The sequence below is a fragment of the Domibacillus sp. DTU_2020_1001157_1_SI_ALB_TIR_016 genome (assembly GCF_032341995.1).
Taxonomy (GTDB): Bacteria; Bacillota; Bacilli; order Bacillales; family Domibacillaceae; genus Domibacillus; species Domibacillus indicus_A.
In genome coordinates, this window is sequence record NZ_CP135439.1 from 590939 (window position 1) to 604845 (window position 13907).

The 13907-nt window shown below is 46.9% G+C and carries 16 protein-coding genes; all 16 read left to right on the plus strand.

Going from position 1 to position 13907, the window contains the following annotated elements; genetic code table 11:
* Window positions 1-10 precede the first annotated feature (10 nt).
* The 16 genes from RRU94_RS10800 to RRU94_RS10875 all read left to right on the plus strand — a co-directional run bounded on the left by RRU94_RS10800 (window position 11) and on the right by RRU94_RS10875 (window position 13873).
* Complete coding sequence (locus tag RRU94_RS10800) at window positions 11-1318, plus strand: ATP-dependent helicase ComFA (RefSeq protein WP_315694248.1); 1308 nt, start codon at window positions 11-13, stop codon at window positions 1316-1318.
* The gene (locus tag RRU94_RS10805; RefSeq protein ID WP_315694250.1) at window positions 1315-1977 is read left to right on the plus strand and encodes a ComFC family protein; all 663 of its coding nucleotides are present in this window, start codon (window positions 1315-1317) and stop codon (window positions 1975-1977) included. The genes RRU94_RS10800 and RRU94_RS10805 overlap by 4 nt, the downstream gene beginning before the upstream one ends.
* 58 nt (window positions 1978-2035) lie before the next feature.
* Entirely contained in the window at window positions 2036-2449 is a 414-nt protein-coding gene (locus RRU94_RS10810) for a TIGR03826 family flagellar region protein (protein WP_315694252.1), read from the plus strand.
* A gap of 173 nt (window positions 2450-2622) precedes the next feature.
* Window positions 2623-2892 carry a flagellar biosynthesis anti-sigma factor FlgM gene (gene flgM, locus RRU94_RS10815; protein ID WP_251274674.1) on the plus strand — a complete coding sequence of 90 codons (270 nt, stop codon included), beginning with the start codon at window positions 2623-2625 and terminating at the stop codon, window positions 2890-2892.
* A gap of 75 nt (window positions 2893-2967) precedes the next feature.
* Window positions 2968-5160 carry a hypothetical protein gene (locus RRU94_RS10820; protein ID WP_315694255.1) on the plus strand — a complete coding sequence of 731 codons (2193 nt, stop codon included), beginning with the start codon at window positions 2968-2970 and terminating at the stop codon, window positions 5158-5160.
* Window positions 5157-5441, plus strand: coding sequence for an EscU/YscU/HrcU family type III secretion system export apparatus switch protein (locus RRU94_RS10825; RefSeq protein WP_315694257.1), 285 nt, complete (start codon window positions 5157-5159; stop codon window positions 5439-5441). The genes RRU94_RS10820 and RRU94_RS10825 overlap by 4 nt, the downstream gene beginning before the upstream one ends.
* A 43-nt stretch (window positions 5442-5484) precedes the next feature.
* Window positions 5485-5922 carry a flagellar export chaperone FliS gene (fliS, locus tag RRU94_RS10830; RefSeq protein WP_315694258.1) on the plus strand — a complete coding sequence of 146 codons (438 nt, stop codon included), beginning with the start codon at window positions 5485-5487 and terminating at the stop codon, window positions 5920-5922.
* Between the two features lie 3 nt (window positions 5923-5925).
* On the plus strand, window positions 5926-7098 hold the full coding sequence (locus RRU94_RS10835; RefSeq protein ID WP_315694259.1) for a flagellin N-terminal helical domain-containing protein: 1173 nt from the start codon (window positions 5926-5928) through the stop codon (window positions 7096-7098).
* 20 nt (window positions 7099-7118) lie between these two features.
* Window positions 7119-7556 (plus strand): YaaR family protein, encoded by a 438-nt coding sequence (locus tag RRU94_RS10840; protein ID WP_315694260.1) that lies wholly within the window; start codon window positions 7119-7121, stop codon window positions 7554-7556.
* Window positions 7557-7571: 15 nt separating this feature from the next.
* Complete coding sequence (locus tag RRU94_RS10845) at window positions 7572-8012, plus strand: flagellar protein FlgN (protein WP_315694261.1); 441 nt, start codon at window positions 7572-7574, stop codon at window positions 8010-8012.
* Window positions 8013-8024: 12 nt separating this feature from the next.
* Window positions 8025-9755, plus strand: a complete 1731-nt coding sequence (gene flgK, locus RRU94_RS10850) for a flagellar hook-associated protein FlgK (RefSeq protein WP_315694263.1) — start codon at window positions 8025-8027, stop codon at window positions 9753-9755.
* 17 nt (window positions 9756-9772) lie between these two features.
* Window positions 9773-10663 (plus strand): flagellar hook-associated protein FlgL, encoded by an 891-nt coding sequence (gene flgL / locus RRU94_RS10855; RefSeq protein ID WP_315694265.1) that lies wholly within the window; start codon window positions 9773-9775, stop codon window positions 10661-10663.
* Window positions 10664-10678: 15 nt separating this feature from the next.
* Window positions 10679-11239, plus strand: a complete 561-nt coding sequence (locus RRU94_RS10860; protein ID WP_315694267.1) for a DUF6470 family protein — start codon at window positions 10679-10681, stop codon at window positions 11237-11239.
* 14 nt (window positions 11240-11253) lie between these two features.
* Entirely contained in the window at window positions 11254-11688 is a 435-nt protein-coding gene (fliW, locus tag RRU94_RS10865; protein WP_315694269.1) for a flagellar assembly protein FliW, read from the plus strand.
* 3 nt (window positions 11689-11691) lie between these two features.
* Window positions 11692-11919, plus strand: a complete 228-nt coding sequence (gene csrA, locus RRU94_RS10870) for a carbon storage regulator CsrA (protein WP_315694271.1) — start codon at window positions 11692-11694, stop codon at window positions 11917-11919.
* A 301-nt stretch (window positions 11920-12220) separates the two neighbouring features.
* Complete coding sequence (locus RRU94_RS10875) at window positions 12221-13873, plus strand: flagellin N-terminal helical domain-containing protein (RefSeq protein WP_315694272.1); 1653 nt, start codon at window positions 12221-12223, stop codon at window positions 13871-13873.
* Window positions 13874-13907 lie beyond the last annotated feature (34 nt).

A 13907-nucleotide genomic window follows, 5' to 3' on the forward strand; every position in this document is an offset into this window, starting at 1 on the left:
GATGTGACCTATGAAACAAGCTCTCTTTTTTTCAGGCCGTGAATTAACAGATGAAGAAATTCCGATTCTCTCCGATGTTCATTCTCTCGCTGTCCGCCCCGGCTTGTCCCGTCCGCTTCTTTGCCACCGCTGTGGAAACACTTCTAACTTCTCATCTCATCCATGTGCCCGGTGCGGCACTGACTGCGCGTACTGCCGAAACTGCATTCAAATGGGCAAAATCTCTTCCTGTACAACCCTTTACCGCTGGATCGGCCCCGAGCCGGCGCATCCGAAGCGAGCCGGAGAGATGCACTGGTCCGGCACACTGTCAGCCGGCCAAAAGAAAGCTTCCCAGCATGTTCAGCATGCGGTAGAAAACAATCTTGAACATACCGTCTGGGCCGTTGCCGGGGCTGGGAAAACAGAAGTGCTATTTGGAGGTATCGCTGAAGCTCTTCAAAATGGAAAACGTGTCTGCATTGCCGCACCAAGAGCAGACGTAGTCCGGGAGCTGGCTCCGCGCCTTCAAAGTGTGTTTCCTGATACGCCGCCTGCTGTACTGTATGGAGGCAGTCCAGACCGGCATACGTACAGTCCGCTTGTGATCGCTACTACCCACCAGTTGCTCCGCTTTTTTGAAGCGTTTGACGTTATGATCGTCGATGAAGTCGACGCTTTTCCGTACACGTTTGATGCTTCGCTTCAATTCGCCGTTCAAAAAGCACGCAAACAGAAATCCTCTCTTATTTATTTAACAGCTACGCCTGAACTCTCCTGGCAGGAAGACATCCACTCCGGCAGGCGGGAAGCGACACTGATTCCGGCCCGCTATCACCGCCATCCGCTGCCTGTACCGGAGATGAAGTGGTGTGGAAATTGGAAAAAATCGATTGTCCCCGTATCTGTTTTGGATTGGCTGAAAGGAAAGGAGAAAGCCCTTCTTTTTTATCCTCATATTGAAACAATGGACAAAGCCCTTTTGACATTAAAACAAGTGGATGCACGTATCCAAAGTGTGCATGCCGAGGACCCTCTCCGCAAAGAAAAAGTCGAAGCGATGCGCAGAGGAGAAATTCCGGTTTTGCTCACCACAACGATTTTGGAGCGAGGTGTGACATTCCCCGGTGTGGATGTGGCAGTAGTCGGTGCAGAAGACCGGATTTTTACAGAAAGCGCCCTTGTGCAAATAGCCGGGCGCGCCGGACGAAGTGCCGACTGTCCAACCGGCATTGTGACTTTTTTTCATTACGGAAAAACAAATGCCATGGTGCGGGCCATCAGCCAGATTACCAGGATGAACAAGCTTGGAGAAGAAAGGGGGCTGCTGGATGTATGAGCCGGTGCCTGCTTTGTGAAAGTGAAACAGCCATTCAGTCATGGGCTGCTTTTTTCGGGGCAAAGGGTCCGCTGCTGTGCGAAAACTGTTCCGCACCACTCAAAAAACTGACAGGGCCTTTTTGCAAAATCTGCTGCCGGGAAATGAAGGAGGCTGGAATCTGTCCGGATTGCGCTGCATGGGAAGGGGGCATCTTTCATTCCAACCATTCTTTCTATCAGTATAATGATGCCATGAAGGAACTGATCGCCTGCTTTAAGTACCGGGGAGATTATGCACTAGCAGATATTTTTGCACAAGATATCAGGAGGATGGCCAGGCGGTTGGAGTATGACATCATCTGTCCGGTCCCGCTGTCTCTTTCGCGTCTTGCAGAGCGGCGCTTTAACCAGTCAGAAGCGCTTATTGAGCGGGCAGGACTGCCGCAAACTGCGCTTCTTGGGCGGCGTGAATCCGACAAGCAGTCTAAAAAAACACGTGCCGAGCGGATAAACGCCAAGCAGACGTTTTACCCAATTGGGGATGCAGCAGGGAAAACCATTCTTGTAATTGATGATATTTATACAACCGGCGCAACTATGCAACTTGTAGCTAAAGCACTACAAAAAGCCGGTGCCATCTCCGTAAAAAGTATCACGGTTGCCCGCAGCGGCTCTTGACAATTGACCATTCCGCCATGAAAATAGAACCAACGAATGACAACATGAGGTGAATGGGATGAACGAAATCGTAAACTGCCCGCGCTGCGGTGCATTATATGCTAAAAATGCCTTTCGTGATGTATGTCCAGCATGTTCCCGATCAGAAGAAGAGCTTTATCAAGCTGCTTATACATTTTTAAGAAAAAGAGAAAACCGCGCCGCAACAATGGAACGCATTGTCGAGGTAACCGGTGCGACTGAAGAAATGATTTATAAATGGGTAAAGAAAGGACGCCTTCAAGCGGCGCAGTTTCCAAACCTCGGTTATCCATGCGACCGCTGCGGCGCGATTATTCAGCGCGGCAAGCTGTGCAATAAATGCGTTGATGAAATTGAGTCTGACCTGAAGCAGCATGACCGTGAGCAGCAATTTGCGAGTGAGCGTCAGGATGACCGCCAGAAAACCTATTTGGGCAAACGATTTAATTAAACCCGTCTTCAGGCTGTTGGCAAATGCCCGCTTTCTTACTTTGTCTGCACTCTCGAACCCGCCTTTTGGCGGGTTTTTTTGATTTGAAAATCACGCCAAATTCCTCACTAAACATTTCCACCGTCTTGACGATATAATAAGCACAAGTACAAAAAGAAAGCGAGGATACGGAGATGAAAATTAACCATACCCCTGGAGTAAATGGAATCAATCCGTATCAGAAGCAGCTGAAAAAAGTAGATGCGGCTAAATCAGCCAGCCCGGCAGCCGGCGATAAACTTGAAATTTCAAGCGCCGCCAAAGAGATGCAAGACTCATCCAGAATACTAGCTGAACGCCGCGAAAAAATCGCGCTTCTGAAGGAAAAGATCGCGGATGGCACATACAAGCCGGATGCAGATGCAACCGCCAAAGCCATGCTCGACTTTTACGGAAAGCTGTAACTGTCACCGGATCGCCCACAAACTATTGTTGGGCGATCTTTCTTTATGTATAGACCAAGGAAAGGAGACCGACTGATGAAGATTCAGCCACAACTGGCACCCTCACCAAGTCAAACAGCGCCCGCAGCCGTTCAAGGAGAAACGAAAGCAGCGCCAGCGTCAAACATAGCCCCCACCGCATCCGCACCGAGTACGGACAAGCAGCCTGCGGAACTCGCGGTATTTACCCAAAAAGGAGTTACCCTTACAAAAGAAGCCGCACAGGCTGTTCAAACGTTTATGGAAACAGCACCGGGAACGAAAGCGGATAAGCTTGCGACAGTCAAAGCTCTAGCGGACAAAGGAATCATGCCGTCTGAGGCATCGCTCAAAGCGGTGCATGCTGCACTGACAGGTACGCCGTTTGGCAGACAGGCAGCCGAGTGGCTGGCGCAGTCGGACATCGAATTTCCGGAAAATATTCGCGCGGCAATCGATAAAGCACTGCAGCTTGGGCGGACACAGGAAGCTATTACTGCGATAAAATCTTCACCTCTTCCCGAGCAGGTTGTGAAGCAAATTGAAGTATTGGTGAAACAAACAAGCTCACCTGTCCAGCTGGTTCAGGCATTAAAAAACCTGGCGGCCGAGCAGAATCTCCCGGCTGCCCAGCTTATTGAGCGGGCAGGCGCTATTCAAGCAGAAACCATTCAAAACACGGCTAAGGAAAAGCTAGGAGAAGCACTAAACGCACTGTTAAAGCAGCAGCCTGCCGATACCCTCCTTCAAGCGCTCGCCCAAAAGCTTGATCAAAATGGTTCCCTGGAGGAAATTGTCCAGGCACTGCGCACCTCTTTTACGGGAAACCGTACTGCTGTTTTGAAATCCGTCGCAGAAGCCTTGCAGCTGGCTGACCTGGCAAAGGAACGAGTAGCGGGAACTTTACAGCCGTCAGGCATTATCCTGCCAGAAACAGATGAAACGGAGCCATCCCTGACGCAAAGAGCAGCGGCTATGATCCAAAAAGAACCATCTTTTGAGCGGGTCGCTGTTTTTGTAAGAGACACCCTGCCGGAATTACATGAGGCAGTCGAGCGGGCAGAGACACTGGCTGGATCAGGAAAAGAGCTCGCCGCACGCGGTGAATTGATGAAAGCCGTTGAACCGCTCATCCCGCCTTCTACTGCAAGCGAGAGGGTCAGTCTGCCGGATGATTTATTTGCTCACGTGCCGCCCGCTTCCAAAACAGTCGTGATGACGACGATTACCGAAAAAATGTCACAGTCAGCGATTGATTTTAAACAATTCAAGCGGGACATCGTACGCAATTTGCAGACCGCCGAACTTCTGGTCAAAACACCGCAGCAAGCGAAGCCGGTCGTGGAGACTGCCATTAAAACATTGGATAACGCCATTTTAAAGGGCAATTTTATGCTTTTTACTGATATGAAAACAGAAAAAGAGCTGATGCAGGCATCCCAGCAGCTGGCAGATGCACGCAAGCTGCTTGCTAAAGGTGATACGCAGGCTGCCTCCCGGATTGTATCAGACGTGAAGACGCTGATCGATAAAGTAACGTTTAAACCATCCGATGCCCGTGTGATTCATATGGCCACGCAGGAGCTGGCCGATACACCGCAGCGCCATTTAGCCGGCGCCATGGCGGGTCTTTATGATACACCAAGCGCCCGTAATGCATTTGAGCTTGTGAGGGCAGCCGGGCTCAACTTTGAACACGAGCAAGCCGCTTCTCTTTTAAAAGGAAAAGCGGAGGTGCCGAATGGGGTCAAGCAAGCCCTGCTGGCTTCAATGGGGCAGCAGCAGTCAGGAGGGAGTTCTGGTGAACAGGCGGCCGCCAATCTAACGGGCCAGCAGCTGTTAAGCAAACCGGAAACCGGCCTGCAGTCCATGATGATGTCTCTGCCGTTTTTACTGGGCGGCCAGGCGGATAACGTGAATGTTTTTATCCGCTCAAAAAATGGCGGCCAGCAGGTAGACTGGGAAAACTGCTCGCTTCACTTCTTGTTTGAAACAAAAAAACTGGGACCGGTCGGCATGACCATCACAGCTGCTGACCGCAACCTTTCTTTAAAAGTACAAAACGACCAGGAAGGCTTTGAACAAAAAATGGCGCCGCTTGCTGCCGTGCTCAAAAACCGGCTTTCCGATATCGGCTACCGGGTTGGAGCGGTTCAGTTCGGTCCGTTTGCTCACGAAGAAAAGAGCGGGACAGCCGTGAAGCAGGCAGCCGCCGCTGCTTCCACGAAAGGGTTTGATTTGACGATATGAGTTATTACAATCAAATAAAGCGCCGGAAAGTAAATGGTCCGTCTGCCGCCGTTATCCGCTATGAAGAGGGAAGTGCGCCAATGGTCGTCGCACAGGGAAAAGGCGCGCTCGCTTCAAAAATTTTGGAACTCGCCAGCCAGCATGGCATTCCGATGGAGCAGGACTCGTCACTTCTGTCAGAGCTGATCGATATTGACCTTGGTAATTCCATCCCGCCTCAATTGTATTCGGTTATTGCTGAAATGCTGATTTTAATCGAAGAAATGGAATCTGCGTATTAAAATTCGGCAAATTTTGCCGATACACTCACATGAGGTGACAAATGTGATCACAAAAGAAATGATTTATCGAAAAACACCACAGGAAATTACAGCTCTTTTATATGAAGCAGGACTGACGCAATTTGACCATGCGATCGCTTTTTTAGCAGAAAAACAATATGCAGAAGCCAACAAGGCGATGCAGAAAATTAACGATATTACGGAGCGGCTCGGCGCCGGCTTGAACTATGAAGCGGGCATTATCGCCGACCAGCTCGATCATGTATATAACTTTATTGCCGACACCGTCGTTCAAGCCAATTTGTACAAAGACGCCAAAAGGCTCCAGCAGGCACGCCAGCTTTTCGAAACGATTGCGGAGGCATGGAACGAAGCGTTAAAAGCGGCACCGGCCAGGCCGGCTGCACGCAAAAAAAATGCATACGAACAAAATATTTTTGTCGAAGCCAGACCGGCCAATACTTTTGAAACGGGGAACTGATCAATGAGAATTAACCATAACATTCAAGCATTGAATGCGTACCGTAACCTGGGGAATACAAACAATGCTACATCGAAAAGCCTTGAAAAGCTGTCATCCGGCCTTCGCATTAACCGGGCAGCGGACGATGCGGCAGGCCTGGCGATTTCGGAAAAAATGCGTTCGCAAATCCGCGGACTTGACATGGCGGAGCGCAACTCACTCGATGCGATTTCTTTGATTCAAACAGCAGAAGGTGCACTTGCTTCTTCCCATGACATTGTACAGCGGATGCGGGAATTGGCGGTACAGGCTTCGAACGGAACACTGGAAGATTCCGACCGTGAAGCTATCCAAAATGAGATTAATGCCCTTACTGAAGAAATTGACCGGATTGCCGATACTACTCAATTCAACCGAAAAGTATTATTCAGCGGCAAAAAAGAAGCATTTGCACAAGGGGACTTTGGAGAAGGTAGTCTTTCTAAAACGCTTAGCACTGGAGACACTTTTAAATTAACATTTAACGAAGTACCAAATGAAAATGATACCACTACAATTGGCGATCAGGAATATACATTTGTAAAAGATTCCACAGCAGTATCGCCAAATATCAATATTGAGGGAAAAACAGCAGAAGAGGTCGCAGCTGCTTTAGCAACAGCAGTCGGCTCTGGGGTGGCTGTTTCTGGACGTGCCCTGACCATTACTGCCCCATCTGATGGATATGCAGTATCGCTAACAGACAATAATTACGAAGAGCTTCAGTCTTTAAAGCTCACTTTCCAAATTGGTGCGAATGAAGGTGAAAGCCTAGAAATCCAATTGAAGCGGATGGATGCGCAAGCCTTAGGTCTCGCAGTTGGCCTGGATTCAAAAGGAAATGCGATTGCAGGTATTGATATTTCTACAGCGGCTAATGCTCAAGCAGCCGTTTCCATATTCGATAAAGCAATTGGCGACATTTCACTAGAGAGAAGCCGTCTTGGCGCGGTACAAAACCGCCTTGACCATACGATTACAAATTTACAAACCGCCAATGAGAATTTAACAGCTTCCGAGTCTCGTATCCGCGATTTGGATATGGCAAAAGAAATGACCCAGTTTACGAGAAATAACATTTTGAACCAGGCAGGACAGGCGATGCTTGCACAGGCAAATCAGCTTCCACAGGGTATCCTGCAGCTTCTTCAATAATCAAAACGGAGTGAATGATGATGGAAATCCAGCGCGTAAATAAAGTTTCCGCGTCCCGGACCGAACGAAAAGAAGAAACCGCGAAAGCATCCGTGACGTTCACGGATGTGATCGCAAACAAGCGTCAAAATGCTGCGCTTGAAAAAATGAATCGCATGGTGAAAGACATTGAGGTGCAGGGAGAAAAACTCGCCGAGCATCGGACCATCGATGATTTGCGCAAGTACAAAAAAATGGTCAAAGAATTTATGCAGGAAGCGGTAGACAGCGGTCTGCAGCTGGAAGAGCAGCGGGGCTTTAACCGCCGCGGCCGGACGAAGGTCTACAAAATTGTCAAAGAAGTAGACAGCCGTCTGACTCAGCTTGCCAATGACGTGATCAATAAAGAGAAATCACAGCTTGATATTTTAAGCAAGGTCGGCGAAATTCAAGGACTGTTAGTTAATATTTACACATAAAAAAGGGGGAGCGTCATGCTCATCGAAACGCTTGAAAAACAGCTGGCGCTTCATAAAAGCCTGCTGGCGTTAGCGCAGGCAAAAACAGAGGCCATCAAACAAAATAAGATGGACGAATTGAACCGGATTGTCCGGGACGAACAAAAGCACGTAAGCGCCATTATGATACTTGAGAAGAAACGAACGGAGCACTCTGGTCAAACGTTAACCGAGCTCCTGCCATCTCTTTCGGCAGAAGAGCGTCAGGGCGCTGAGGAAATCCGCGGACAATTGATCACAGTCCTTCAGGAATTGCAGCGCACAAATAGGCTCAACGAAGAGCTACTGGACCAGTCGCTTCAATTCGTTCATCTGCAGCTCGACCTTCTTGCTCCTCCTGAAGCAGGAAACTACGCGCCGGATGGTGACTCAGATCAAACGCCATCAGCCGGACCTATTTTTGATTCGAAAGCATAGGAGAGAAACCGAATGAGATCAACTTTTATGGGACTTGAAACCGCAAAGCGCGGCATGTTTACCCAGCAAAGCGCCTTGTACACAACAGGTCACAATATTTCGAATGCCAACACTCCTGGCTATACACGCCAGCGTGTTAATTTTCAAACGACTACTCCTTATCCTGCAGTCGGCTTAAACAGACCTAATATTCCAGGACAAATGGGTACGGGGGTAGAAGCAGGTTCTGTTCAAAGAATTCGAGATTCTTTTCTTGATACACAGTACCGCTCGGAAAGCACAAAGCTTGGTTATTGGAGTTCCCGCTCTGATGCGCTGAGTAAAGTGGAGGATATTATTAACGAGCCTACAGATGATGGCTTGTCGGCTGTTATGGGCGAGCTTTGGCAGTCGCTCCAGGATCTCGCCGGTAATCCCGAAAATGAAGGAACGCGGGGCGTCGTTCTTGAACGGATGCAGTCGGTAACAGACACATTTAATTATATGTCCGATTCCTTAACTTCAATTCAAAAGGACTTTGGCAATCAAGTGAATGTAACGCTTAAAGCGACTAACTCGGCTATTGATAAATTACATGATGTAAATCAGCAGATTAAATCGATCGAACCAAACGGATATTTGCCAAATGATTTATATGATGAGCGGGATCGGCTCCTGGATGAATTATCACAATATTTTTCTATTGAAACCAATTCAATTAAAAGCGGCGGTAACGCGCTTGATATTGCGGAAGGGGTATTAGAAGTCAGCATTGTAAACGCAGATGGAAGCAAGGTCCAGTTGGTTAGCGCTTCAGAACGATTCCATGTAGGGTTTGCAGCATCGGACGACACCGTACTGGACGGGGTGCCGGACTCAGGTGCCGGAGTAGTATCCTTGCAGGTATTTAAAGAAGATACCATAAATCCGGGAGAGTGGACGAAAGCTGCTGCAGGCGATTTTAAATATGTTGATAAAAACGGAAACAATATAAACTCAGCTGAGATTGATTTTGCTACTGAAGCAGGGGCGGTTACCTTTTCGCAAGGGGAGCTTAGAGGCTTAATTGAGGCATATGGCTATCAAACTAGAGCTGCCGGATCAGAGACTGTTAAAGGCATTTACTCAGATATGCTAGATCAAATTGACCAGATGGCTTTCACATTTGCGACCATGTTTAATACTGTGCAAGGGTATGGTGTGGATTTAAACAACCCGGCTTCTAGTACAAATAAAAACTTTTTTAATATAGACGCTTATTCAAGTACGAATTACAAAGGAATTGCCAGTGCGATTGGATTAAATGAGAATATGCTTCCAAAGGATATTGCGGCAGCTATGTCATCTTATACAGATGCATCAGGAAAACATGCGAACGCAGGTGACGGAAAAAACGCTCAAAACTTGTCCAACATTGGGGCAATTCTATTAAATGGGTCCAGCTTTCAGCTGAACGGCAGCGATACACCGGCAGACATGCCGGAGCTTCCGATTAAAAGCGGCTCACTCAATTCATTTTATGAAGGGGTCATTGGCGGCATGGCTGTTGATGCGCAGCAGGCCGCACGGATGGTGACAAATGCCGGGGTTTTAAAAGATTCTGTAGAAACCAATCGCCAGTCTGTTTCTTCCGTATCACTGGATGAAGAAATGACTAACTTAATTAAATTCCAGCATGCCTACAACGGAGCAGCCCGAATGATTACCGTAGTAGATGAAATGCTTGATAAAATTATTAATGGCATGGGCGTTGGCGGCCGTTAAGAAAGGAGCAAGTAAAAATGCGGGTCACTCAATCGATGCTTTCATCTAATATGATGAAAAACTTAACGAGCAGTTTAAATCGTCTTGATAAATTAAATACACAAGTATCCACCCAGAAAAAGATAGACCGTCCTTCTGACGACCCAGTTGTGGCAATGAAAGGCATCACGTACCGGCGTACACTGCTGGAAGTGGAGCAATACCAGCGCAACTTCGGTGAAGCGTATAACTGGGTGGAAAACTCTGATACATCTCTCGATAAAGCAAGCCAGGCTTTGCAGCGGATGCGTGAACTTCTTGTGCAAACATCAAGCGACACGTATGATGCGGAACAAAGAAAGGCTGCGAAAGAGGAAATTGATCAGCTCAAAGAGCATTTAGTCGAAATTGCGAATACGAAATTTGGCGACAAATATTTATTTAACGGTACAAATACGGTATCCAAGCCGGTAGATTTATCGGCTGATCCTCCTGCTTATCCGGTAAACGATGATCCCGTGGAGCTGGAATTGTCCAAGGGCGTATATATCCAGGTAAATATAAGCGGAAAAACGCTTTTTTCAGAGGATATGTTTGCGAAAATTGATGAAATTGCACAAGAATTAGACAAGGATGCAAGTTCTACTTCTGGTGAAGCGTTAAGCGGCCTGTTAAAAGATTTAGATACACATATGGCCACGATTACCGACGAACGGGCCAAGCTTGGCGCCAAGTATAATAGAGTCGAGCTGATGGAAGCGCGTATTGGGGAGCAGGAAGTTATCGCCAACCGTATTTTATCTGAGAATGAAGATGTAGACTTTGAACGCGTGGTTACAGATTTAACGGTTCAAGAAACGGTGCATAATGCGGCTCTTTCTGTAGGAGCGCGTATCATTCAGCCAACCCTGATGGACTTTCTTCGCTAACAGGAGGGAGAACGCATGAATATACCGACACTTCGAATTCAAACGACTGATGCACAAATAAGCATATCCACTACAAAAGGAAAGCAATCCATTCAGCAGCCGCCGGCGACTGTTGAAATGAAGCAGCTAAAAGCGGAGATGAAAATTACAACTACGCCCGGCAAGCTGACGATTGACCAGTCGCAGGCGTGGGCAGATATGGACAGAAAAAACATTCTGCAGCGAAACCGCGAAGCAGCCGCCGAGGCCGTTCAAAAAGCGTGGGAAGGCATTGGACGCCGTGCTTCGGAAGGAAGAGAGCTTGCTGCTATTCACAAAGGCGGCAATCCAATCGCAGAGCAGGCGGTCCGCCACACAAGACGCAATTTTGAAACGGGAATTGGCTGGATTCCTTCACATGGCAGTGTCAAGATTGATTATCAGCCCGGTGATGTGCAAATAGAAGCGAATGCGCGCCCGGTCGAATATAAAGCTACGATGAATAAACCCGTTATCCGCTACGAACCGGGTGATGTGAATATTGAGCTTGTTCAAAAGCCGTCTGTTCATATTGAAGTGGTCAATAAAACGATTTAAAGGAATGATAATCAGTGAAGATTCAAACGAAGTACCACGGAGAAATAGAAATTGCGCCAAGTGATGTCATTACCTTTTCAAGCGGCATTCCCGGCTTTGAGTCAGAAAAGGAATTTGTTCTGCTGTCTTTTCCTGATAACCCAGCTTTTTACGCCCTTCAATCAGTCTCTACTCCGAGCGTAGGCTTTGTCGTTGCGGATCCGTTTTCTTTTTTTATTGATTACAAGGTGAAGATTGATGATGCGACTATTGAGGCTTTGTCGATTGAAGGGGAAGAAGATGTTATACTGTTAAGTATCTTAACAGTGCGTGACCCTTTTCAAGAAACAACAGCCAACCTGCAGGCGCCTGTCGTGATTAACAAAAAAACACAGGCTGGCCGCCAGCTGATCTTAACCGGCAAGCCGTATGAGACACGCCATAATCTGTTCCAGACGAAGGAGGCGTAATCCATGCTCGTTTTAACAAGAAAACCAGGTGAATCGCTTATGATTGGCGACGACGTTGAGATTACTGTCGTTTCCGTTTCCGGCGACCAGGTTAAGCTCGGCATCAATGCGCCCAAGCATATTGATATTCACCGAAAAGAAATTTACGTTCAAATTGGAAACGAAAATAAATCTGCATCTGCCGGCGTAACTGATCTGTCAGGCTTACTTAAACTCCCTCCGCTAAACTAATGGATGGGAGTTTTTTAGTGGATTGGAACAGTCATAATCTTTCTACGCATTTGAATCGTAATTCCAAAACTATGATGTTAACGTATAGGCTTCTGCCTTTACTTTTTATGAATAGAAGTTATTTTAGTTATTTCACGAATTTGGTAAAAAAATAATCAAAACCTATTAAACATTTTTGAGGGGTGACGATAATAAGAGTGTAAGCAAAACAGACCAGGGCGGCCGACCTGGAACGGCTTGCTGAACAAAAGGAAAACTGTTCACACGGATGTGAACAGCCATACTCAAGGAGGAAAAACGAATGATTATCAATCATAATATTGCTGCACTTAACACGCATCGTCAGATGAGCGCTGCTTCTGGTGCACAAGCTAAATCAATGGAAAAACTATCTTCAGGTCTTCGCATCAACAAAGCGGGCGATGACGCTGCAGGTCTAGCAATCTCTGAAAAAATGCGTGCACAGATCCGTGGTTTGGATCAAGCATCACGTAACGCGCAAGATGGTATCTCTTTGATCCAAACAGCTGAAGGTGCATTGAACGAAACACATTCAATCCTACAGCGTATGCGTGAGCTGGCAGACCAATCTGCCAACGGTACAAACACAGCTGAAGACCGTAAAGCACTTCAGGATGAAGTAAAACAGTTAAAAGACGAAGTTGACCGTATCGGTAATACAACTGAGTTCAATACACAGAAATTATTGAACGGTAATCTTAAATCATCAGGCGGTGCGTCTGTGGGTCAAGATACTACTACAGGCTCTTCTATTGCTAAATTAGAAAATGCGTCGTTAACAGCAACAGCTGCTCTAGCTGGCCTTACTGTTGGAGATAACGATTTTGTTTCAGAGAAAATTACTATTGATGGTACTGAAATCCAGTTGAATTTCCAAAACTTAACTACGGATGAAAAAACAGCAATTAAGGCTGGTACAGCAGCAGGAGCGTCCACTGACTCTCAAAATAAAGCGAAAGATCTAATTGTTTCTAAAATCAACGAAGCGATTGACGCACAAGGTGCAAACGTTGCTCATGTTTCCGGTTATCTTGATGGTTCAGGTAAGTTAGTACTTGAAAGTGGGAAAGACGGCACTACTTCAGCTATCAAAACTGATGGCACTACTGGAGTTATGGATAAAGTTTTAGGTCTTGCTGGTGCCGCTGGTGCTGCTGGTACAAGCAAATATAATGGAGCAGACATTGCAGATGCAAGTACATTAACAGTGAACTTTGGAGATAGACAATTGGAAGTTACCTTGGATGTAACTGCGGCAGGTTTTACGGCTGGCGATCCTATCGATGCTACATCAGACATGGAAGATGTAGCTAAGATTCTCCAAGATTCTATCAATGCTGCTATTACAACATACAATGGTGCTTCTGGTGCTAGTGCAAGTGATGCAGCTTATATCAATAATGTTAAAGTTAATGTAACTGATGATGGTAAGTTACAGCTAGTTAGCGAGGATGGACCAATTACTCTTGCTGACCAAACGGGCTCTTCAGTTGTAGAAAACTTAGGTCTTACACAAGCACAAACAGATGCGGCAGGTAACGGTGGCATGACCTTCCAAATCGGTGCTAATAAAGGCCAAACAATCACTTTCGGTGTAAACGATATGCGTTCTGCTGCTTTAGGTATTTCTGGAGTGGATATCTCTTCTGCTGCTGGTGCACAAAATGCATTAAAATCTCTTGATTCTGCAATCAAATCAGTATCTGCAGAGCGTTCTAAACTGGGTGCGGTTCAAAACCGTCTTGAGCACACGATCAACAACTTGGGTACATCTTCTGAAAACCTGACAGCTGCGGAATCACGTATCCGTGACGTAGACATGGCGAAAGAAATGATGGCTCAAACGAAGAACTCTATCCTTTCTCAAGCTGCGCAAGCGATGCTTTCCCAAGCAAACCAAGCGCCACAAGGTGTTCTTCAGCTTCTTCGTTAATCTTCGCCCCGTGGCTTAGGTTAGCTGAAAAGCG

Bases quoted from the DNA above. Each gene is read 5' to 3' on its own strand.
- RRU94_RS10860 (WP_315694267.1), top strand. From the start codon at position 10,679: ATGAATATACCGACACTTCGAATTCAAACGACTGATGCACAAATAAGC.
- csrA (WP_315694271.1), top strand. From the start codon at position 11,692: ATGCTCGTTTTAACAAGAAAACCAGGTGAATCGCTTATGATTGGCGAC.
- flgM (WP_251274674.1), top strand. From the start codon at position 2,623: ATGAAAATTAACCATACCCCTGGAGTAAATGGAATCAATCCGTATCAG.
- RRU94_RS10820 (WP_315694255.1), top strand. From the start codon at position 2,968: ATGAAGATTCAGCCACAACTGGCACCCTCACCAAGTCAAACAGCGCCC.
- RRU94_RS10800 (WP_315694248.1), top strand. From the start codon at position 11: ATGAAACAAGCTCTCTTTTTTTCAGGCCGTGAATTAACAGATGAAGAA.
- RRU94_RS10835 (WP_315694259.1), top strand. From the start codon at position 5,926: ATGAGAATTAACCATAACATTCAAGCATTGAATGCGTACCGTAACCTG.
- RRU94_RS10845 (WP_315694261.1), top strand. From the start codon at position 7,572: ATGCTCATCGAAACGCTTGAAAAACAGCTGGCGCTTCATAAAAGCCTG.
- flgK (WP_315694263.1), top strand. From the start codon at position 8,025: ATGAGATCAACTTTTATGGGACTTGAAACCGCAAAGCGCGGCATGTTT.
- RRU94_RS10875 (WP_315694272.1), top strand. From the start codon at position 12,221: ATGATTATCAATCATAATATTGCTGCACTTAACACGCATCGTCAGATG.
- RRU94_RS10825 (WP_315694257.1), top strand. From the start codon at position 5,157: ATGAGTTATTACAATCAAATAAAGCGCCGGAAAGTAAATGGTCCGTCT.
- RRU94_RS10805 (WP_315694250.1), top strand. From the start codon at position 1,315: ATGAGCCGGTGCCTGCTTTGTGAAAGTGAAACAGCCATTCAGTCATGG.
- RRU94_RS10810 (WP_315694252.1), top strand. From the start codon at position 2,036: ATGAACGAAATCGTAAACTGCCCGCGCTGCGGTGCATTATATGCTAAA.
- flgL (WP_315694265.1), top strand. From the start codon at position 9,773: ATGCGGGTCACTCAATCGATGCTTTCATCTAATATGATGAAAAACTTA.
- RRU94_RS10840 (WP_315694260.1), top strand. From the start codon at position 7,119: ATGGAAATCCAGCGCGTAAATAAAGTTTCCGCGTCCCGGACCGAACGA.